Source organism: Aliivibrio finisterrensis, from assembly GCF_008933155.1.
Taxonomy (GTDB): Bacteria; Pseudomonadota; Gammaproteobacteria; order Enterobacterales; family Vibrionaceae; genus Aliivibrio; species Aliivibrio finisterrensis.
In genome coordinates, this window is sequence record NZ_WBVP01000014.1 from 79,809 (window position 1) to 100,550 (window position 20,742).

A 20,742-nucleotide genomic window follows, 5' to 3' on the forward strand; every position below is an offset into this window, starting at 1 on the left:
ACTATGAAAAACTTTAAATTAGCTTTACTTCCATTTGTTTTATTTAGTACCTCGGCCTTTGCTACTACTGAAGTAATGACCTATAAATCCCCCTATTGTGGCTGCTGCACTGAATGGGTAGAACATATGGAAGACAATGGATTTAACGTAAAAATTGAAGATCACGAAAACATGAACCCAATAAAACAAAAACTGGGCGTAGAACCACGTCTTGCTTCTTGTCATACCGCAGTTATCGATGGTTATGTATTTGAAGGACATATCCCGGCATCAGATATTAAAAACTTCTTAGCCGAGCCTAGAGATTTTAAAGGTCTCGCTGTTCCTGGAATGCCAATCGGTTCTCCTGGCATGGAATATGGTGATCAAAAAGATAAATACCAAGTGGTTGCATTTAAAGAGAATGGAAAATTAGCGTTATTTAATACCCATAATTAGGGTCTTATCGATAGATTGAGGTGAATCATAAACGGTGTTGAATGATACCAACACCATTTATACCAATCGTAGTAAACAGCTGATCATCCTAGCTGGTAGCTGGTTAAAATGCAAAAAAGCCGCATCATTTCTGATGCAGCTTTCTTAAAAGTGGTCGGTGAAGAGGGATTCGAACCCCCGACCCTCTGGTCCCAAACCAGATGCGCTACCAAGCTGCGCTATTCACCGAGCTGTTAACTAAAGACATTATCCGTGTCAACGAGGGCTATAATACTGCTCAGGATTTTTTTGACAAGCATTATTTTCATTTTTTAATTTGTTCGCTTATTAATTCATCAAATACATGGATTTATTCAATATTCGTTTAATAAAACTACGCATAATAATTATAATCTACCCAATATTATATGATCGTTTCAAGGATTCTTTATGCCACATTCTGATAAATTATCACTATTTCAAGAAATGATGGGCGATATAAAACCAATTACACAAGATACAGTGCTTCCTACTTCATCTCCGCATAAGGCAAATGAATCTCAACAAGCAAGAAAAGAAGCTGCACAAGCTTTAGCTGAAACAGACTCAGATTATTTATCTTTAGATACCGCGATTTTATTGCAACCTGATGATGTGATTGAATACAAACGTGACGGCATGCAAGATGGAGTCTATCGAAAAGTTCGTTTAGGTAAGTATGATATTCAAGCACGCTTAGATCTGCATAAACGAACGCTAAAACAGGCCAGAGATGAGATCTTACATTTTTTAAAGCAATGTCAAAAAATGGATATCCGTTTTGCCGTTATTGTTCATGGCAAAGGAGCTAAATCCAATCCTCCTGCTTTAATTAAAAGCCATGTTGCTCAATGGCTACCACAAATAAAAGAAGTCATGTGTGTTCACTCAGCAAAAACACAACATGGCGGAACTGGTGCTGTTTATGTGCTACTTAGAAAAAGTGAAACTAAAAAGTTAGATAATAGAGAAAAGCATCAAAAACGCAGCTCATAAAAAAAGCCTCCAAAATTTTGGAGGCTTTTTCATATAAACATTAGCGCTTATTTATAAACAATCTCACCACGAGGTGCAAATTCATTCACATCAATTGGGCTATTTGTTTCTAAGAACTCTTTAAGTACTTCGGCATCAACAAAACCTGTATTTACATAACCTGGGTGATCTGAAATTTTAGGGTAACCATCACCACCTGCTGCATTGTAACTTGGTACAGTAAAGCGGTATGTATTATCTAGACGTAATTGCTTACCACCAATAAATACATTTGATACTTTACCATTCTCAACTGTCATCTTAATGCCAGCAAATTGAGCATAAGCACCAGAATCAACAGGCTTTGTTGCGACAACATTTAAGTAATCCAACACTTCTTGGCCTGTCATATCTGCATAAGTGACAATGTTGCCAAACGGTTGAACTGTTAACACGTCTTTATAGGTTACATCGCCCATCTCAATTGAATCACGCACCCCACCTGAGTTCATTACAGCAAAATCAGCTTTTGCACGAATCATGTGTGATGTAGCAATTAAACGACCTAGGTTTGTTTGTTGGAAACGAACCACATTGCGGTCCCCCTCTAACTTTCCATTAGTTGATGCGATTTTCACATTCAACTGTCCTTGACCTTTTTCTTGATATGGTTTTAAGAATGCAAGTAATTCAGGATCTTGTTCAATCTCATCTTGGATAAATACACGCTGTTTTTTACCGTCGATTTTCACTTTTTTCTTTAAGTTCACAGGAATAAGATCGTAACTTACCATCTCTAATTCGCCATTACGGAATTCGAAATCAGCTTTACCTACGTATTTACCCCACTCGTGCGCTTGAACAATCCAAGTACCATTTTGCTGGTCTGGCTTACACTCGTCACCTGGTTTGAAATTTTTCTTAGCCACATTTGGGCCTTCCATACATACTGGCTCTTGTGAGTGACCGCCCACAATCATGTCTAGTTCACCAAGCTCAAGTGAACGAGCTAGAGCAACATCACCAGGAGCGTTAATACCACGTTGGCCATTTTCATAGTGACCCATATGCGTTACTGCAAAAATAAGATCCGGCTTCTCATTTACTTCTAGCTCTGCAATGATTTTTTTAGCTTCTGCTTTAGGATCACGGAACTCTAGATCACCGATGTATTCTGGGTTACCAATTTTAGCGGTATCTTCAGTCGTAAAACCAACAACAGCAATTTTAATACCTTGTTTTTCAAAGATTTCGTAAGCTTGATATTTACGCTCACCCGTTGTCTTATCATAGATGTTCGCTGATAACATAGGGAATTCAGCCCAATCAATCTGCTTTTGTAGTACATCTAATGGATTATCAAATTCATGGTTACCAAGGGCAATTGCATCATAACCAATTTTGTTCATGCCTTTAAAATCAGGTTCTGCATCCTGAAGATCTGATTCAGGAACACCCGTATTAATATCACCACCAGAAAGAAGAAGCACACTACCGCCTTGTGCTTGGACATCTGCACGTAACTCATCAATCAGCGTTTTACGAGCCGCCATGCCATACTCGCCGTATTTATTCTGCCAAAAACGACCGTGGTTATCGTTTGTATGTAATACCGTTAGCTTATACGTAGTATCTTCTTGCCATGCATGCTCAGTTGTTGTTGCACAACCTGCTAGCGTTGTAACTAATGCAGCAGCAATCGCTGTTTTTAGAGAAAGACGTTCCATCATGTTTCACCATTCATTCAAGGGGGATAAACTAGACCAAATCAATCAATTACGAGTGGTTCAATCCAATAACCTGACCAAGTTTAAAAGAATTACGTTTTACTCTCACATTGATTTCATAAATATGTCTGTTAGATCACTAAAAATAACTCATAAATTGCTAATAAATAATGAAACCAAAAACAACTGGGTACTAAACACACAAGGCAAACCATTACTCTGTCAATAAGTTACAAGGCAAAAAATATTTATCGTTAATATGATAAATATTTTTATATGTTTTAGATAAAATTAGTTAAGTTTTGTATGTCTTTTCCGATAACGAATTAGACCTTATAAAAAATTAATAGTAGGCACTATTTTTTAGCAAAATTAACCCATGGATTTAGATAGTATAATGAAACTAAAACATAAGCTAATAGGTGCAAGTGTACTCGCTGTCCTAATTACTGCATCCGCATTAACTTGGCTTGCTTCAAGCCAATTATTCGAACAGACTCGCAACGGGGTATCCTCTCGCGCTGAAAGTGTTACTTCTGCAGCAACTACGGGGATCTCAAATTGGATTTCAATTAAAGCTGAAATCGCACATGCCACTAATGACTACACTCAAACAGAAAATATTATTTCATTTCTGCAGTTAAGTCGTAATGCTGGTGGATTTGATGATATTTTCTTTGGTACCCCTACTGGAGAAATGCACCGCTCTCACCCTGAACGTAATCGTGCTGATTATGATCCTCGTCAACGCCCTTGGTATCAAGAAGCCCAGCGCGAAAATAAACAAATCATCACTTCCTCTTACCAAGATGCCATCACTCAATCACTATTAGTAACTATTGCTGAGCCAGTTTACAAAAATGGAACTTTTCTTGGCGTAATTGGTGCAGACGTACTGATCGATCAATTAATCGATGATGTTATTAGCTTAGATGCAGGTAAAGACACTATCACTATGCTGATAGACAGTGACGGCACTTTCTTAGCCCATCCAAACAAATCATTAATCAAAAAAGAAGTGAATAACTACTTTTCTGATATGACTCCACAGAGTATTCAAGAATCAATCAACAAAAACACTATCGAACTTGCTGAAATTAATGGAGACAATAAGTTAGTATATTTTGCAAAAGTACCAAATACCAATTGGACGTTTGCAGTTGAAATGATACAAGCAACTGAAGAAGCAGGTCACTCAGCCCTTCTTCGTGAAATCATTTTATTAAGTATTGTATTAACTGTTATTGTCGCTATTGGCGTAACAATGCTAGTTAATCTTTTATTTAAAGACCTAATCCGAGTTTCAAACGCATTAGCAGAAATATCATCGGGTGAAGGCGATTTAACTCAACGCTTAGAACCACATAGTGATGATGAAGTAGGTCAGCTTGCTATTAATTTCAATACTTTTGTTGGTAATATGCACTCAATGGTTTGCCGTTTGCGTGATATTTCAGTGACGCTAGCAAATCAAGCAAACTCTACAGCTGAGGGTGCTGAAGAGCGTAATGTACGAATCCAGCACCAAATGGATGAGATCAATATGGTTGCCACCGCTATTAATGAAATGGCTGCAGCAACTCAAGAAATTGCAAGTAATGCGGATAACACTGCACAAACAGCAGAAGAAACAGTTACGGCATCAAATCATGGTGCTAAGCAAGTGAGTCAAAGCCAGCACTCTATTGATAACCTTGCAAAAGAAGTTGAAACAGCAACAGGGGTTATTGAAGAACTCCACCACAACGCTCAAAACATCAACACTATTCTTTCTACCATTCAAAACATTGCCGAACAAACAAACTTACTCGCACTAAATGCCGCAATTGAAGCAGCACGTGCAGGTGAACAAGGTCGTGGTTTTGCTGTGGTTGCAGATGAAGTTCGAATTTTAAGTCAACGCACTCACGCCTCGACTCAAGAAATTCAGCAGATGATTGAAACACTGCAAGGAACAACACAAAAAGCCGTAGGGATTATGGAAGATAGCCAAAATCTCGCCAATACTAGTGTCGAAGATGCACAGTCAGCATCAGCAAGTTTGCTGCAAATTACGAATTCAGTAACTCAAATAAGTGATATGGCCGCTCAAATTGCGGCGGCGGCAGAAGAACAATCCTCAGTAACAGAAGAAATCACACGTAATACTGAAGCCGTACGCGATGTATCAAATGAATTAACAGAAGAAACAAAACAATCAGTGATCCAAGCTTCAGGACTATCTGAACTTTCAAATGAGTTAAAACAAGAAATAGATCGATTCAAATTGTAAACTCATAAGAAACCTTCCCTCTAATAAAGACAGAATGTAACTTCACATTCTGTCTTTTTTTTTCAGAAAACAAAGATAAAACCGACCAAAAAGAAATTAATTCTGTTAGATATTGTAAAAAAACAACACACAATAGTTACGTGCTACACACAAGCAATTGATTAAATAACAAAAAATGACAACCCACCACTTCAACTACCCCTTTAGTGTAGTTTTATTTCGTAATTGATCCACGTCATATCGACATATTCATTCATAATTCATCATATCTATATATCAAAGATAATAGGAATCCTTATGAGCAAGATGAAGTTAGTCATCATCGGTAATGGCATGGTTGGTCATCGCTATATCGAAGATTTAGTAGATAAAACCGACGTTCAAACCATGGACATCACAGTGTTTTGTGAAGAGCCTCGTGTCGCGTACGACCGTGTTCACCTTTCTTCTTATTTTTCTCATCATACTGCAGATGAACTTTCTCTTGTAAAAGAAGGATTCTACGAAAAGCACAACATCAATGTTTTACTTGGTGAGCGTGCTATTAATATCAATCGTGAAAAACAAACCGTTTACTCAAGCACTGGCCGTGAGATTCAATACGACAAACTGGTTCTTGCAACGGGTTCTTACCCATTCGTTCCACCAATTAAAGGGAACGATGGTAAAGATTGTTTTGTTTATCGCACGATTGAAGATCTTAAATCTATCGAAGCGACGGCAAAAAACAGTAAAAATGGTGTCGTTGTTGGTGGTGGTCTATTAGGCCTTGAAGCAGCTGGTGCATTAAAAGCACTTGGTGTAACGACTCACGTTGTTGAATTTGCACCGAAATTAATGGCAGAACAACTTGATCTTGCTGGTGGCAACCAACTTCGTCAAAAAATCGAACGCATGGGTGTTAATGTTCACACGAGCAAAAATACACTTGAAATTGTACCTGAAGGAAAAGATGCACGTAATGTCATGCGTTTTGCTGATGGTACTGAATTAGAAGCAGATTTTATCGTATTCTCTGCAGGTATTCGTCCTCAAGATAAACTGGCTCGTCAAATGGGTCTTGGTATTGCTCCTCGTGGCGGTATCGAAATCAATGATAACTGCCAAACTACCGATAAGAACATTTACGCAATTGGGGAATGTGCTTCTTGGAATCAAACCTTCTATGGCTTGGTTGCTCCTGGTTATAAAATGGCAACAGTTGCCGTTGACCACATTTTAGGTAATGACAGTAAGTTTCAAGGCGCAGACATGTCTGCAAAACTAAAACTGCTTGGCGTTAAAGTTGGCTCTATCGGTGATGCTAATGGTCGCACTCCTGGTTGTAAGAGCTACGTTTACCAAAATGAAGAACAAGAAGTTTACAAGCGTCTTATCGTTTCTGAAGACAACAAGAAGCTACTTGGTGCGGTAATGGTGGGAGACACATCTGACTATGGCGATCTTCTGCAACTTATGCTGAATGAAATCGACCTACCAGAACACCCTGACGCTCTTATTCTACCAGCACACGCTGGCGCAGAAAAACCAACACTAGGTGCTGACTCGCTTCCTGAATCTGCGGTTATCTGTTCATGCTTTGATGTAACCAAAGGCAAAATCGCTCAAGCGGTTGCAGATGGTCATCATACAATGGCTGATATTAAAGCGGTAACAGGCGCTGGTACCGGCTGTGGTGGCTGTATCCCTCTAGTTACCTCTGTACTTAATGCAGAATTAGCAAAGTCTGGTATCGAAGTTAAGAGTGACGTGTGTGAACACTTTGCTTATTCTCGCCAAGAGCTATTCCACCTTATTCGTATCGAAGAAATCAAAACGTTTGATGAACTTCTAGAAAAATACGGTAAAGGTTACGGTTGTGAAGTATGTAAACCTCTTGCTGGTTCTATCCTTGCTTCTTGCTGGGGTGAGCACATCCTTAAACCTGAACTAGTAAAACTGCACGATACCAACGATAACTTCTTAGGTAATATCCAAAAAGACGGTTCTTACTCTGTTATCCCTCGCATGGCGGGTGGCGAAGTAACACCTCAAGCACTAAGCGTTCTTGCTGATGTTGCAGCAGAATACAACCTGTACACCAAAATTACAGGCGCACAGCGTATCGGTCTATTTGGCGCTCAAAAAGATGACTTACCAGCAATCTGGAAGAAGTTAATCGCGGCTGGTTACGAGACTGGTCAAGCTTACGCAAAAGCACTTCGCATGGCTAAAACATGTGTTGGTTCAACGTGGTGTCGTTACGGTGTTCAAGACTCTGTAGGCCTAGGCGTAATGATCGAGAACCGTTATAAAGGCATCCGTACTCCTCATAAGATGAAGTTCGGCGTGTCTGGATGTACTCGTGAGTGTGCCGAAGCCCAAGGTAAAGACTTAGGTATTATCGCAACTGACGCAGGTTGGAACATGTATGTATGTGGTAACGGTGGTATGAAACCTCGTCACGCGGACTTACTGGCAAGCGATTTAGACCAAGAAACACTTATCAAATATATCGATCGTTTCATGATGTTCTACATTCGTACGGCTGCACCACTACAACGTACATCGGTATGGATGGATAACCTAGAAGGCGGCGTGGATTACCTACGTGAAGTCATCGTAGATAACAAACTGGGTATCAACGAGCAACTGGAACTGGATGTAGCAAAATTAGTGAACAACTTTGCATGTGAGTGGACAGATACAATTAACGACGAAACTCAACTTAAGCGTTTTGCTCACTTTATCAATGCTGATGAGCGTGATGAGAATGTTGTGTTTGTTTCTGATGGCCGTGAACAACACCGCCCAGCAACTTTTACTGAAAAACACCCAGAAGCAAAGGGTGACATCCTACACGTAGCAGCAACTGAATAAGAGCGAGAGAGTTAATTATGACTTCTAAATTCGTAAAAATCTGTCAACTAGAAGATATCATTCCAGGTACAGGGGTTTGTGCTCTTGTTAATGGTGAGCAAGTTGCCGTGTTTCGTCCATCAAAAGGCGAAGACGTACTGGCAATCAGTAATACTGACCCTTACTTCCAATCAAATGTTTTATCACGTGGTTTAATTGTTGAACACCAAGGTGAGCTTTGGGTGGCTAGTCCTCTAAAGAAACAGCGCTTTAACCTTACTACAGGTGTGTGCATGGAAGATGAGCAATTTAACGTTAAAGCATATAAAACTCGTGTTACTAAAGGTGCAGTAGAAATCTCAGCTTAGTTACTTACGTTAGATTTAATAGCTTAAAGGCTTGCTGTTTATCAACAGTTGAGAACCAGCGAGTCTTTCACTATTCAATTTAAACTTTAATTTTTTATAAGGACACATTCATGTCTACTATTGACTTTAAACCAGCAGAATTTGTACAAACCATGATTAATGTTGGTGAAGCAAAAGTAAAAACAAGCACTCGAGATCTTCTAATACGAAGCACAATGGCTGGTATTATTTTATCTCTGGCGGTGGTAGTTGCTATTACGACCATTGTACAAACTGGTGTTGGTATCGTTGGTGCACTTGTCTTCCCTGTTGGTTTTGTTATTTTGAGTGTAATGGGCTATGACCTAGTAACGGGTGTGTTTGGTCTTGCTCCATTGGCAAAATTTGATAACCGTCCTGGCATTACTTGGGGTCGTATTTTCCGCTGCTGGGGTCTTGTTGGTCTAGGTAACCTTATTGGTTCATTAATTGTTGCTTATCTTGTTGCGGTTTCTCTAACAGGTAACTTCTCTTTAGAGTTAAACGCGGTCGCGAAGAAGTTTATCGCTGTATCGACAGGCCGTAGCTTAGGCTTTGAAAATATGGGCATGGATGGTTGGATCACGTGTTTTGTCCGCGCTATTTTCTGTAACCTAATGGTATGTTTAGGTGTGATTGGTAATATGACAGCTCGCACAGTGTCTGGCCGTGTAGCAATGATGTGGTTCCCAATCTTCATCTTCTTCGCACTAGTATTTGAGCACACAGTAGTAAACATGTTCCTATTCCCACTAGGTATGATTCTTGGTGCTGATTTCGGTATCGCTACATGGTTGAACTTCAACCTTATCCCTACTATTTTAGGTAATATTGTTGGCGGCCTACTATTTACTTGTATTCCTCTTTATCTTACTCACGCAAAAACAGCACCGTCATTGGATGCTAAGTAATTAGTAACGAATAAAGTTAGTTATAACTCATTCAAATTAAATCACTCTTAATCAAGTATTAAGGGTGATTTTTTTTATCGACTCTTACATACTAGAGTAAAATAAAAACATAATGCAGGAATCTATTATGCCAAGTATTCAAGCTCAATCTGAGCAGCACAAACAAACCGGACTTGTTTCTCTTGTTGGCGCAGGTCCTGGTGATCCTGAATTATTAACCATGAAAGGTTATCGCTTAATTAAAGACGCTGATGTTCTTGTTTATGACCGCCTTGTATCCAAAGAAATTTTAGCGCTTGCGAACGATAAAGCAGAAATGATTTATGTTGGTAAGAAACTTGACTTTCATTTCGTCCCACAAGATAAAATAAACCAAATACTGGTAGATAAAGCGCAAGAAGGTAAACGTGTTGTGCGTCTTAAAGGTGGCGATTCATTTATCTTTGGTCGAGGCGGTGAAGAGTTAGAAACCCTGGCTGAAAATGGGGTTCAATTTGAAGTAATTCCTGGTATTACTGCTGCCGCTGGGGCTACCTCTTATGCTGGTATTCCCCTTACCCATCGAGATCATGCACAAAGTGTCCAGTTTATAACTGCGCACGTACAAAAAGATGGTGCTGAAATTGAGTGGGATGCCTTGGTTCGTTCAAACAATACCTTGGTTTTCTATATGGGATTAAAACAATCCCCACACATTTCAACCCAGTTAATTGAGCATGGATTAGCGGCAGATACGCCTTGTGCTATTATTGAGCGTGGTACAACACAAAAACAAAAAGTATTTACAGGTACCATTTCAGAATTAGCTCAAATGGCAAAAAAAGCCATTAGCCCGTCATTAATTGTTGTGGGTAGTGTAACGACATTACATAAAAAACTAGATTGGTTTTCACCAAACTCAGCAGATACTGAATAAGCATTTAAACCAAACACAAAAAAGCCCAAGAAAGTTATCTCTCTTGGGCTTTAATTTATCTAGCTACTCTCAATATTATTTAATATCGATGTGCTCAAAACCTTTAATTAAATCATCTAGCGCTTTCATTTGTTTCAAGAAAGGTTCTAGTTGATCTAGTGGTAATGCAGAAGGACCATCACACAGTGCTTTATCTGGATTCGGATGCGCTTCAATAAATAGGCCTGCAATACCTGTCGCTAAACCCGCTTTTGCAAGTTCTACGGTTTGTGAACGACGGCCGCCAGACGCTTTACCACTTGGATCTCGGTTCTGTAGAGAATGCGTTACATCAAAGATGATTGGGCTACCATTTGACGCTTTTTTCATTACACCAAAACCAAGCATATCAACCACTAGGTTGTCGTAACCCATGCACGAACCACGCTCACAAAGAATGATATTTTCATTCCCACACTCTGCAAACTTATCAACAATATTGCCTACTTGATCTGGGCTCATAAACTGTGGTTTCTTAACGTTAATCACAGCACCAGTTCTTGCCATCGTCTCAACTAAGTCTGTTTGACGAGCAAGAAAAGCAGGTAGTTGGATAACATCCACCACATCAGCTACAGGCTGAGCTTGTGCTTCTGTATGAATATCCGTAATAATTTTAACGCCAAAAGTATCTTTCAATTCTTGGAATATTTTTAAACCTTCTTCCATACCAGGGCCGCGGTATGAATGAATTGAAGAACGGTTTGCTTTATCAAAAGACGCTTTAAATACGTAAGGAATGCCTAATTTATCAGTGATTTCTACGTACTTCTCACAGATTTGCATTGCAAGATCACGAGATTCTAATACGTTCATACCTGCAAATAAGGTAAACGGCTTATCATTTGCGACATCGATATTGCCAATTTTTACTGTTTTTTGATTTTGCATTATCTTCACTCTTAATGGAGAACGGTAGGATGTTGTTGTAATAACAGTTGAACTTGCTCTTTCACCAATAGCACTGATGGATCATTTGGGCACTGCTCAATAAAATATTCTAAATCGCTTTTTGCAACTTCATTACAGTGTAGTTGTTGATAGATTAATCCTCTATCACGAATTTCAAATGGATCATCCGGCACCATAGTCAGTGCCAAATCACTGCATATTAATGCAAACGCAAATTTTTTCTCTCGAATACAAGCCGTTTTAATCACCGCAAGTAAACGCCCAATTAAGGTCACATTATCAATCGACTCAAGGTGTACCGGCAAAATTTTTGCTAACGGACCACCGTAACCGATTAACCAAGCCGTCATTAAATGCTCACCGATATACTGACCATCAAACGGATTTATATAGCGAGTTTCCTGATTTGGCCAATCCACTCTTAAAACGAGTTGAGTTGGGAAATTGATAGCGCTGACAGGAAGGTTTACATAGTTACAAAGATATAAAAATAGAGCACCCAAAGTAACTGGAATGCCTTTTTTAGTATCAATCACATGATCAATAAACGCGTTTTCAGAGTTAAAGTAGGTATAAATATCACCTTGATACCCCCATTCAACATAAAAAAGTTGAAGTAACCGCTCTAAACGTTGTTCGTCATTGAGTTCATGAGCTAATACTTGCTCTGCTTCTACGCACATTTCTTGCAGTTTGGTGTCAACCCATTGCTTTTGTATGCTTGGATTAATAGCAACATTAAGTGCTAAAGCGCCTTCAACAAGACTCAAGCTTTCTAAATTTTCACCAAATAACTGCAACATGATTACCCCAGAAATGTTGGCACTTTAGTCACGGCTATCTTAGCTGCAACCATTAGCCAGCCTAACGCGCCAAGAAAAGCAAAGGTCTTAAATACTTTATTTTTACCATTGTTTAGCGTGACAAAAGCTAAAGCGATATAAACCATTACACACGTTAGTTTTTCTGTTAACCAAGGCGCTGAACCTGTAAATGGAATAAACCCAGTAATAAAGATAAGCGCAATACCACTCAATAGCATTGCAGAGTCAACAACGTGAGGCACTCGCTTTAAAAACGCTTTATTGCGAAGGTCTGAATCAACCATCATCAATACGTAACGAACGACAAATAATAATACGCTACAAGCGATCATAAATAGATGAATGTGTTTAACAGCGGTATACATGAATTATCCTTTATTCTCTGTGTTTACTGTCCATTGACCCAAGGTTACTCGGTCATTGCCAGCATAATCTTTCTCTGTTTTAACATTAATGAAGCCATACTCGATAAAGTAATCACGTAATTGATTACCTTGCTCAAAGCCATGCTCCATTAATAACCAGCCGTTATCAATAAGATATTGACGACTGTGATCAATAATATGAAGTAAATCAGCAAAGCCTTCTTGCTCTGCTACCAAGGCCGTTTGAGGCTCAAATCGTACATCACCTTGAGATAGATGAGGATCATTACCGTCAATATAAGGAGGGTTACTGACTATAATATCAAATTGGTCTTCCTGAGAAATTGGAGTAAACCAACTGCCCTGCCGAAATTCAGTATTAGTAATGTGATTATCTTTTGCGTTTCTTCTTGCTAATTCAACCGCATCATCTTGATAATCGACACCCATTACCTTCAGTTTTGGCAGCTCAGAGGCAATCGCAAGAGCAATAGCTCCAGTACCTGTCCCTAAATCCAAGACACGACTAGACGACTCAGTAAGAAGATCTAAAGCAACTTCAACTAAACGCTCTGTATCCGGTCTTGGGATCAGTGTTGTTGGTGATACTTTAAGTGGTAATGACCAGAATTCACGATATCCCACAATATAAGCAATAGGTTCACCAGCAAGACGTCGTTCTAGTAAAGCATCAAAATTACTCAGCTCTTCGTCTGATACCACTTTTTCTGGCCAAGTAAGTAAATAACTTCTTGGCTTATCAAGAACATGACACAACAGCACAGCAGCATCAACTTGAGGGGAATCACTCCCCTCAAGAGCTAATGATTGAATTGAGCGTTTCAGCAACGCTTCAATAGATAAGCTCATTAGTTATTTTCAGCTAATGCAGCAAGTTGGTCTGCTTGATACTCAAGAACAACAGGTTCAATCAGCGAAGCTAAGTCACCTTCTAGCACTTCGTTTAAGCGGTAGATAGTTAAGTTGATACGGTGATCAGAAACACGACCTTGTGGGTAGTTGTAAGTACGAATACGATCAGAGCGGTCACCAGAACCTAATAAGTTACGACGCGTATCAGATACTGCTTCAGCACGACGAGCTTGTTCAGCTTGAATAATACGAGCAGCAAGAACCGACATCGCTTTTGCTTTGTTTTTATGTTGTGAACGCTCATCCTGACACTCAACAACCGTACCTGTTGGTAAGTGAGTAATACGGATTGCTGAATCAGTGGTGTTAACGTGCTGACCACCCGCGCCTGATGCACGGAAGGTATCAATTTTTAAATCTGCTGCTTTGATTTCAGGAAGATCCGCTTCTGGGATTTCAGCCATTACCGCAACAGTACATGCTGAGGTATGTACACGACCTTGAGATTCTGTTTCTGGTACACGTTGCACACGGTGACCACCTGATTCAAATTTCAGTACGCCATAAGCGCCATCACCGCTTACTTTTGCAATCATTTCTTTAAAGCCACCTTGCTCAGAAACATTCGAGCTCATGACTTCGATGCGCCAGCCCTTTTTCTCTGCAAAACGTGAATACATGCGAAAAAGGTTACCAGCAAAGATACCGGCTTCATCACCACCCGCACCCGCACGAATTTCTAAGAAACAGTTACGTTCATCGTTTGGATCTTTTGGTAATAAAAGCACTTGCAACTCATCAGTAAGGCGCTCAATAGCTTCCTTAGCTTCTTTAATCTCTTCTTGCGCCATTTCGCGCATTTCAGCATCATCTTCTTGCGCCATTTCTTCAGCAGCAACTAAATCTTCTTGAGCTTGTTCGTACGCTTGGAAGCACTGTGTTACTTCTTCTAGTTGAGAATATTCACGCGATAAAGCTCGGAATTTATTTTGATCACCAATAACGCCAGGATCACCTAATAAATGCTGAACTTCTTCATAACGCTCAACCAGCGTTTCTAGTTTTACTCGAATTGATGCTTTCATAATAGTATTTATTCTTTTCTTTATGTTGGTAGCGAATGCTACACTTAGTTGTCTAGACCAATACTTTGACGTATCAGAGTAAGTTTTTCTGACTCACCATTTTTGGCGGCTTTCTGCATAGCAAGTGTTGGTGCATGAATGAGTTTATTGGTTAATTTATTACTTAATTCTGCCAAAACTTTTTCTGCATTTTGACCAGAAGCGAGCGCTTGGATACTTTTTTGCAATAACTCAATTCGAATCGTTTCTGAATTATCACGGTATTCACGAATACTTTTAACGGCTTGACGCGAGCGGATCCAAGTCATGAAGCTTGCACTTTCTTCGCTGACAATAGCTTCGGCTTGAATCGCTTCAATTTTTCGTTGCTCGATGTTGTGATCGATGATCGACTTAAGATCATCAACAGAATACAGATAGGCATCATTTAACTCAGCCACTTCTCCCTCAATATCACGAGGGACCGCAATATCGACAAACAACATTGGCTGATGTTTGCGTTGCTTTAAAGCGCTTTCAACCATCCCTTTACCAATAATTGGCAATGGGCTAGCGGTAGAGCTGATAATAATATCGGCTTTTGATAAATGTTCTGGGATTTCTGGAAGACTAATAACATCCGCATTAAATTGCTCTGCAAGCCCCATAGCTCTTTCGCGAGTTCGGTTAGCCACAATCAATTTTTTACAACCGGCAGCATCTAAATGCTTAGCAACTAACTCAATGGTTTCGCCTGCCCCAACCAAAAGGACCGTTGACTCAGCAAGGGATTCGAAAATTTGACGAGCTAAAATACAAGCGGCATAAGCAACAGATACCGCATTACCGCCAATATTAGTTTCTGTTCTGACCCGTTTGGCTACAGAAAAATCACTTTGAAATAGTTTTTCAATAGTCCCCTCTACTGCATTACGCTCACGCGCATCAGCGAAGGCTTTTTTTACTTGACCTAAAATCTGTGGCTCACCTAATACTAATGAATCTAAGCCACAAGAAACACGCATTAAATGTTTTACCGCCGCTTGTTCTTCATAAACATAGATGCTTGGCATCAACAGCTCTAAAGAAACATCGTGAAATTCAGCTAACCAGTTAATAACATAGCCACTACTGATCCCCATTTTCACTTCGCAATAGATTTCAGTTCGATTGCAAGTCGATAAAATCACGCCGCTTTGAATCGCATCACTGTTTTTTAGTTCATCTAATGCTCTAGTTAATTTATCTGGAGAGAAAGCAACTCTCTCACGTAAATCAACTGAGGCTGATGTATGATTGATTCCAATAACAAGCAATGACATTCGGCAAACAGACCAATAAAAAAATAACAAGGGCGGATTTTACTTGATGCCGCCCAATTTTAAAAGGCATAGGGGCTATCAGGAGAGAAATTAGTGAGCAATAAGCACTATTTGTATCCAAATATTCAAACAATTTGCTACAATCTGATACCTACTTTAGATTAAACATGAGATTTTTAATGACGCTTCCTCATTTTACTCGCTTTCCATTAGTTGTTCTTATCTTTACTCTTTTTCTGAGTGCTTGTTCTAGTGTTCCTTTAACGCCACAACAATCGACTAATTGGAATAAACATCAAACTAAACTACAAGAAATAACTGAGTATAAAGTCACTGGGAAAATTGGCTATAAATCCCCAGAACAACGTCATAGCTTAAATTTCCAATGGACTCAAAACCAAGACAATCGTGAGCTGTTATTAACCACATTTTTAGGCCAAACGGTTCTCAAAGTTTCAATGAATCAAAGCAATACCATTGTAGAAACGGGAGACGACCAAACTTTTGAAGGTACAGACCCTGGGCGACTTATCTACGGTCTCACAGGTCTTAATATGCCGATTGCTTATCTTGGTGATTGGATAAAAGGATTACCTACCGCAGCTGATGACTTTCAATTAAATGAATTAAATACCATAAAGCACTTATCAAAGCAGGTTGGACAAACTAACTGGCATCTACGCTATAACAGCTATAGCGATAATGAACAGCTCCTATTGCCAAATTCAATGACGCTTACTCAACAAAACACCACAATTAAAATCATTGCTTCAAATTGGATTGTTTCTCAATGATAAATACCTCTACTCGCTGGCCTTCTCCTGCGAAACTCAACTTATTTCTTTATATTAATGGCCAACAAGAAAATGGCTATCATGAACTTCAAACTCTATTTCAGTTCATCGATTTATGTGACTACCTAACTATTACGCCTAATAAGACCGGTAAAATCACCTTATCTCCAGATATCCCGGGAGTTAAAACAGAAGATAATTTGATCTGGAAAGCAGCAACTCTTCTCCAGCAGCATACTTCATCCGTACTCGGTGCTCATATCGAAATAGAAAAAGTACTTCCTATGGGAGGAGGTATCGGTGGTGGTTCTTCTAATGCTGCAACGGTTTTAGTTGCTTTGAATTTCCTTTGGCAGTTGAATTTGCCCAACAATACGCTTAGTGAGTTAGGCGTAAGATTGGGGGCAGATGTCCCTATCTTTGTTCACGGTTTTTCTGCATTTGCAGAAGGTGTTGGCGAAAAATTACAACCCGCCACCCCTAAAGAGTTATGGTACGTATTAATTAAGCCAAACGTAAGCATTGCAACCGTTGATGTCTTCACCCACCCTGATTTGATTAGAAATACACCAAAACAGTCACTTAATGCACTTTTAGATGCCCCATACGAAAACGATTGCGAAAAAATTGTCAGAAGTGTGTATCCAGAGGTTGATTACCAACTTTCATGGCTGTTAGAATATGCGCCATCAAGATTAACCGGAACAGGCGCTTGTGTTTTTGCTGAATTTAACAGCGAAAAAGAAGCACAAGAGGTTTATTCCTTAATCCCTGATAATGCAACCGGATTTATCACTCGAGGTATGAATACTTCGCCACTCAACCACAAACTGGAAGAGTATAAATCATTATGCAAAATATAAAATTCTCACAATTTGGACGCAACCCTGAGGTTTCCACCGTGCCTGACATGAAGCTATTTGCTGGTAATGCAACTCCTGAACTAGCGCAACGTATCGCTGATCGACTATACATTTCACTTGGTGACGCTACTGTCGATCGTTTTTCTGACGGCGAAGTAGCTGTTCAAATTAACGAGAATGTACGTGGTAGTGATGTTTTCATCATTCAATCTACATGTGCCCCTACTAATGACAACATCATGGAATTAGTAGTAATGATCGACGCACTTCGTCGTGCTTCTGCTGGCCGTATCACTGCGGTAATCCCATACTTTGGTTATGCTCGCCAAGATCGTCGCGTACGTTCTGCTCGTGTACCAATCACTGCAAAAGTTATTGCTGATATGCTTTCAAACGTTGGTGTTGACCGCGTTTTAACTATCGACCTTCACGCTGAACAAATTCAAGGTTTCTTCGACGTACCAGTAGACAACATCTTCGGAACTCCTGTACTGCTTGATGACATGCGCACTCGTGGTCTAGAAAATCCAGTTGTTGTTTCTCCTGACCTAGGTGGTGTTGTTCGTGCTCGCGCAACAGCAAAAGCATTAGGTGATGTTGATATCGCTATCGTTGATAAACGTCGTCCACGTGCAAACGTATCAGAAGTAATGAACCTTATTGGTGATGTTGACGGTCGTGACTGTGTTATCGTTGATGACATGATCGATACTGGCGGTACATTATGTAAAGCAGCTGAAGCACTTAAAGAACGCGGTGCTAAACGTGTATTTGCTTATGCAACTCACGCTGTATTCTCTGGTTCAGCAGCAGAAAACATTGCAAACTCGGTATTAGACCAAGTTGTGGTTACTGACTCGATTACTCTATCTAAAGAAATGGCAGCAACAGGCAAAGTAACTGAACTAAGCCTTTCTCGCATGCTAGCTGAAGCGATTCGTCGTATCAGCAATGAAGAGTCAATCTCTGCAATGTTTGATCACTAATCAAACAAAAATCTATTCAAACGCCCTGCTATATGCGGGGCGTTTTTGTATTTGGATTTCTTGTGTTAATATGGCGCGCCTTTTTAATGGGACATACTAATACCATTAATTTTCTTTCGTTTCTTTTATACGAATAAGTTTATTAATGATATTGGTATCCAAATAGAGAGATAAGTCTTTGAGTAATCAAATCAAACTTCTTGTTGGACTAGCAAACCCTGGTCTTGAGTATAAAAGAACTCGCCATAATGCAGGGGCATGGGTCGTCGAAGAGCTCGCTCGTATGCACAACGTTTCACTGCGAGAAGAAGCTAAGTTCTTCGGATTAACAGGTAGGATCCAAAGCAATGGCCAGGATCTTCGCTTATTAATTCCAACAACATTTATGAATTTATCAGGTAAAGCGATTGCTTCACTAGCTAAGTTTTACCAAATAAAACCAGAAGAGATTTTAGTTGCTCATGATGAGCTAGATCTCCCTCCTGGGGTAGCAAAATTCAAAAAAGGTGGTGGTCACGGAGGTCATAATGGCTTACGAGATACCATTACTAAATTAGCCAATACGAAAGAGTTCTATCGACTCCGTATTGGTATTGGCCACCCTGGCCACAAAGATAAAGTTGCCGGTTTTGTTTTAGGAAAAGCGCCTACCAAAGAGCAAGAGTTAATCGATGCTGCTGTAGATGAATCTACACGCTGTTTAGATATATTGCTTAAAGATGGATTAAGTAAAGCACAAAATCGTTTACACACATTCAAAGCTGAATAACACAGATAAGGTTTACATCATGGGTTTTAAATGCGGAATCGTTGGTCTTCCAAACGTTGGTAAGTCAACACTGTTTAACGCACTAACTAAAGCGGGAATTGAAGCGGCAAACTTCCCTTTCTGTACAATTGAACCAAACACAGGTGTGGTTCCTGTTCCAGATCTACGTTTAGACGCATTAGCTAAAATCGTAAATCCAGAGCGTATTCTTCCAACGACAATGGAATTCGTTGATATCGCAGGTCTTGTAGCTGGTGCATCTAAAGGTGAAGGTCTAGGTAATAAATTCCTAGCAAACATCCGTGAAACAGACGCTATTGGCCATGTTGTTCGTTGTTTTGAAAATGAAAACATCATTCACGTAGCAGGTAAAATCTCACCGATTGAAGATATCGAGATCATCAACCTTGAGCTTGCTCTAGCTGATTTAGATTCATGTGAACGTGCAATCTTCCGTCAAACGAAGAAAGCAAAAGGTGGCGATAAAGACGCTAAGTTTGAAATCTCAGTACTTGAAAAACTGCTGCCTGTATTCACAGAAGGTGGAATGGCTCGCACTGTTGAACTAGCAAAAGAAGAAATCGCAGCTGTTTCTTACCTGAATTTCTTAACACTAAAACCTACAATGTATATTGCTAACGTTAGTGAAGATGGTTTTGAAAACAACCCATTCCTAGATATGGTTCGTGAATACGCAGAAAAAGAAAACAACGTAGTTGTTCCAGTATGTGCAGCTATTGAATCTGAGCTTTCTGAACTAGATGATGAAGATCGCGAAGAATTCCTTGCTGATATGGGCATCGAAGAACCAGGCCTAAACCGAGTGATCCGCTCTGGTTACGAACTACTAACTCTACAAACGTATTTTACTGCGGGTGTAAAAGAAGTTCGCGCTTGGACTATCCCAGTAGGAGCAACTGCACCACAAGCTGCAGGTAAGATCCACACAGACTTTGAAAAAGGCTTTATCCGTGCAGAAGTTGTTGGCTATGATAACTTTATTGAATTTAGTGGCGAGAGCGGCGCTAAAGAAGCCGGCAAATGGCGCCTAGAAGGAAAAGATTACATCGTTAAAGATGGTGATGTAGTGCATTTCCGCTTCAACGTATAATAAAAAAGGCCAGCAAATTTGCTGGCCTTTTTATTACTTGTCTATATTTCAAACAGTTAAAAGCTATTATTCTTCTCACTGATCATCAGTACCACCTCTTGTTTTCAACTCTTATCCCTATCCTTTTGTTCTTATTCACTCTTATTTGCATATAAAAAGTACGCTTTGATTAAATTCCGTTCGAACAATCAAAGATTTCATATTTTTTTCAAAAAAGTATTGACGCATAAGCCTCTGATACGCATAATGCGCTCCGTCCTCACCGATAAGACGGAAGAGAGACAAGTTAGAAATAAAGAAACAACTTGGCTACTTAGCTCAGCTGGTTAGAGCACATCA

The 20,742-nt window shown here is 39.7% G+C and carries 19 protein-coding genes and 1 tRNA gene; 12 read left to right on the plus strand and 8 right to left on the minus strand.

Translation table 11 applies throughout. The features are described from left to right. Nucleotides 1–3 precede the first annotated feature (3 nt). Nucleotides 4–438, plus strand: a complete 435-nt coding sequence (locus tag F8B77_RS12730; protein WP_151655621.1) for a DUF411 domain-containing protein — start codon at nucleotides 4–6, stop codon at nucleotides 436–438. 151 nt (nucleotides 439–589) lie between these two features. On the opposite strand, the gene F8B77_RS12735 is transcribed toward F8B77_RS12730, so the two are convergent. Next, nucleotides 590–666: transfer RNA gene (locus tag F8B77_RS12735), tRNA-Pro, on the minus strand. Between the two features lie 201 nt (nucleotides 667–867). Between F8B77_RS12735 and smrA the strand changes: the two genes are divergently transcribed. Further along, nucleotides 868–1,452 carry a DNA endonuclease SmrA gene (gene smrA / locus F8B77_RS12740; RefSeq protein WP_151655622.1) on the plus strand — a complete coding sequence of 195 codons (585 nt, stop codon included), beginning with the start codon at nucleotides 868–870 and terminating at the stop codon, nucleotides 1,450–1,452. Between the two features lie 47 nt (nucleotides 1,453–1,499). Here smrA and ushA read toward each other — a convergent pair whose 3' ends face one another. After that, nucleotides 1,500–3,161: a bifunctional UDP-sugar hydrolase/5'-nucleotidase UshA gene (ushA, locus tag F8B77_RS12745; RefSeq protein WP_167512818.1), complete on the minus strand. Its 1,662-nt coding sequence runs from the start codon at nucleotides 3,159–3,161 to the stop codon at nucleotides 1,500–1,502. A gap of 394 nt (nucleotides 3,162–3,555) precedes the next feature. On the opposite strand from ushA, the gene F8B77_RS12750 reads away from it, so the two are divergent. The 5 genes from F8B77_RS12750 (at nucleotide 3,556) to cobA (ending at nucleotide 10,481) form a co-directional block, all read left to right on the plus strand. Beyond that, entirely contained in the window at nucleotides 3,556–5,430 is a 1,875-nt protein-coding gene (locus tag F8B77_RS12750) for a methyl-accepting chemotaxis protein (protein ID WP_151655623.1), read from the plus strand. A 297-nt stretch (nucleotides 5,431–5,727) separates the two neighbouring features. Beyond that, entirely contained in the window at nucleotides 5,728–8,289 is a 2,562-nt protein-coding gene (nirB, locus tag F8B77_RS12755; RefSeq protein ID WP_151655624.1) for a nitrite reductase large subunit NirB, read from the plus strand. Nucleotides 8,290–8,306: 17 nt separating this feature from the next. After that, on the plus strand, nucleotides 8,307–8,636 hold the full coding sequence (nirD, locus tag F8B77_RS12760; RefSeq protein WP_130049273.1) for a nitrite reductase small subunit NirD: 330 nt from the start codon (nucleotides 8,307–8,309) through the stop codon (nucleotides 8,634–8,636). 110 nt (nucleotides 8,637–8,746) lie between these two features. Continuing rightward, nucleotides 8,747–9,565, plus strand: coding sequence for a formate/nitrite transporter family protein (locus F8B77_RS12765; RefSeq protein WP_130086597.1), 819 nt, complete (start codon nucleotides 8,747–8,749; stop codon nucleotides 9,563–9,565). Between the two features lie 127 nt (nucleotides 9,566–9,692). Continuing rightward, the gene (cobA, locus tag F8B77_RS12770) at nucleotides 9,693–10,481 is read left to right on the plus strand and encodes a uroporphyrinogen-III C-methyltransferase (protein WP_130043081.1); all 789 of its coding nucleotides are present in this window, start codon (nucleotides 9,693–9,695) and stop codon (nucleotides 10,479–10,481) included. Nucleotides 10,482–10,556: 75 nt separating this feature from the next. Here cobA and kdsA read toward each other — a convergent pair whose 3' ends face one another. From kdsA to hemA, 6 genes are read right to left on the minus strand one after another with little or no spacing between them, the layout of a single operon-like run. Then, entirely contained in the window at nucleotides 10,557–11,411 is an 855-nt protein-coding gene (kdsA, locus tag F8B77_RS12775; protein WP_130043080.1) for a 3-deoxy-8-phosphooctulonate synthase, read from the minus strand. 11 nt (nucleotides 11,412–11,422) lie between these two features. Further along, nucleotides 11,423–12,235, minus strand: a complete 813-nt coding sequence (locus F8B77_RS12780; protein WP_151655625.1) for a SirB1 family protein — start codon at nucleotides 12,233–12,235, stop codon at nucleotides 11,423–11,425. Between the two features lie 2 nt (nucleotides 12,236–12,237). Continuing rightward, nucleotides 12,238–12,621 (minus strand): SirB2 family protein, encoded by a 384-nt coding sequence (locus F8B77_RS12785; RefSeq protein ID WP_130043078.1) that lies wholly within the window; start codon nucleotides 12,619–12,621, stop codon nucleotides 12,238–12,240. 3 nt (nucleotides 12,622–12,624) lie between these two features. Beyond that, nucleotides 12,625–13,491, minus strand: a complete 867-nt coding sequence (gene prmC / locus F8B77_RS12790) for a peptide chain release factor N(5)-glutamine methyltransferase (RefSeq protein WP_151655626.1) — start codon at nucleotides 13,489–13,491, stop codon at nucleotides 12,625–12,627. Then, entirely contained in the window at nucleotides 13,491–14,579 is a 1,089-nt protein-coding gene (gene prfA / locus F8B77_RS12795; protein WP_130043076.1) for a peptide chain release factor 1, read from the minus strand. The genes prmC and prfA overlap by 1 nt, the downstream gene beginning before the upstream one ends. A 44-nt stretch (nucleotides 14,580–14,623) precedes the next feature. Continuing rightward, entirely contained in the window at nucleotides 14,624–15,880 is a 1,257-nt protein-coding gene (hemA, locus tag F8B77_RS12800) for a glutamyl-tRNA reductase (RefSeq protein ID WP_151655627.1), read from the minus strand. Between the two features lie 167 nt (nucleotides 15,881–16,047). On the opposite strand from hemA, the gene lolB reads away from it, so the two are divergent. The 5 genes from lolB to ychF all read left to right on the plus strand — a co-directional run bounded on the left by lolB (nucleotide 16,048) and on the right by ychF (nucleotide 20,403). Then, on the plus strand, nucleotides 16,048–16,674 hold the full coding sequence (lolB, locus tag F8B77_RS12805) for a lipoprotein insertase outer membrane protein LolB (protein ID WP_244298261.1): 627 nt from the start codon (nucleotides 16,048–16,050) through the stop codon (nucleotides 16,672–16,674). Next, nucleotides 16,671–17,537 carry a 4-(cytidine 5'-diphospho)-2-C-methyl-D-erythritol kinase gene (ispE, locus tag F8B77_RS12810; RefSeq protein WP_151655628.1) on the plus strand — a complete coding sequence of 289 codons (867 nt, stop codon included), beginning with the start codon at nucleotides 16,671–16,673 and terminating at the stop codon, nucleotides 17,535–17,537. Before lolB ends, ispE begins: the two co-directional genes overlap by 4 nt. A 38-nt stretch (nucleotides 17,538–17,575) precedes the next feature. Beyond that, on the plus strand, nucleotides 17,576–18,523 hold the full coding sequence (locus tag F8B77_RS12815; RefSeq protein WP_105055548.1) for a ribose-phosphate pyrophosphokinase: 948 nt from the start codon (nucleotides 17,576–17,578) through the stop codon (nucleotides 18,521–18,523). A gap of 178 nt (nucleotides 18,524–18,701) precedes the next feature. Beyond that, nucleotides 18,702–19,292 (plus strand): aminoacyl-tRNA hydrolase, encoded by a 591-nt coding sequence (pth, locus tag F8B77_RS12820; RefSeq protein WP_130043074.1) that lies wholly within the window; start codon nucleotides 18,702–18,704, stop codon nucleotides 19,290–19,292. A 19-nt stretch (nucleotides 19,293–19,311) separates the two neighbouring features. After that, the gene (gene ychF, locus F8B77_RS12825) at nucleotides 19,312–20,403 is read left to right on the plus strand and encodes a redox-regulated ATPase YchF (protein ID WP_130043073.1); all 1,092 of its coding nucleotides are present in this window, start codon (nucleotides 19,312–19,314) and stop codon (nucleotides 20,401–20,403) included. Nucleotides 20,404–20,742: the final 339 nt, after the last annotated feature.

Excerpts from the sequence above, each read along its gene's own strand:
- F8B77_RS12765 (WP_130086597.1), top strand. The coding sequence starts at position 8,747 with ATGTCTACTATTGACTTTAAACCAGCAGAATTTGTACAAACCATGATT.
- ispE (WP_151655628.1), top strand. The coding sequence starts at position 16,671 with ATGATAAATACCTCTACTCGCTGGCCTTCTCCTGCGAAACTCAACTTA.
- F8B77_RS12730 (WP_151655621.1), top strand. The coding sequence starts at position 4 with ATGAAAAACTTTAAATTAGCTTTACTTCCATTTGTTTTATTTAGTACC.
- lolB (WP_244298261.1), top strand. The coding sequence starts at position 16,048 with ATGAGATTTTTAATGACGCTTCCTCATTTTACTCGCTTTCCATTAGTT.
- kdsA (WP_130043080.1), bottom strand. The coding sequence starts at position 11,411 with ATGCAAAATCAAAAAACAGTAAAAATTGGCAATATCGATGTCGCAAAT.
- nirD (WP_130049273.1), top strand. The coding sequence starts at position 8,307 with ATGACTTCTAAATTCGTAAAAATCTGTCAACTAGAAGATATCATTCCA.
- cobA (WP_130043081.1), top strand. The coding sequence starts at position 9,693 with ATGCCAAGTATTCAAGCTCAATCTGAGCAGCACAAACAAACCGGACTT.
- ychF (WP_130043073.1), top strand. The coding sequence starts at position 19,312 with ATGGGTTTTAAATGCGGAATCGTTGGTCTTCCAAACGTTGGTAAGTCA.
- F8B77_RS12750 (WP_151655623.1), top strand. The coding sequence starts at position 3,556 with ATGAAACTAAAACATAAGCTAATAGGTGCAAGTGTACTCGCTGTCCTA.
- smrA (WP_151655622.1), top strand. The coding sequence starts at position 868 with ATGCCACATTCTGATAAATTATCACTATTTCAAGAAATGATGGGCGAT.
- hemA (WP_151655627.1), bottom strand. The coding sequence starts at position 15,880 with ATGTCATTGCTTGTTATTGGAATCAATCATACATCAGCCTCAGTTGAT.
- ushA (WP_167512818.1), bottom strand. The coding sequence starts at position 3,161 with ATGATGGAACGTCTTTCTCTAAAAACAGCGATTGCTGCTGCATTAGTT.
- prmC (WP_151655626.1), bottom strand. The coding sequence starts at position 13,491 with ATGAGCTTATCTATTGAAGCGTTGCTGAAACGCTCAATTCAATCATTA.
- prfA (WP_130043076.1), bottom strand. The coding sequence starts at position 14,579 with ATGAAAGCATCAATTCGAGTAAAACTAGAAACGCTGGTTGAGCGTTAT.
- nirB (WP_151655624.1), top strand. The coding sequence starts at position 5,728 with ATGAGCAAGATGAAGTTAGTCATCATCGGTAATGGCATGGTTGGTCAT.
- F8B77_RS12785 (WP_130043078.1), bottom strand. The coding sequence starts at position 12,621 with ATGTATACCGCTGTTAAACACATTCATCTATTTATGATCGCTTGTAGC.
- F8B77_RS12780 (WP_151655625.1), bottom strand. The coding sequence starts at position 12,235 with ATGTTGCAGTTATTTGGTGAAAATTTAGAAAGCTTGAGTCTTGTTGAA.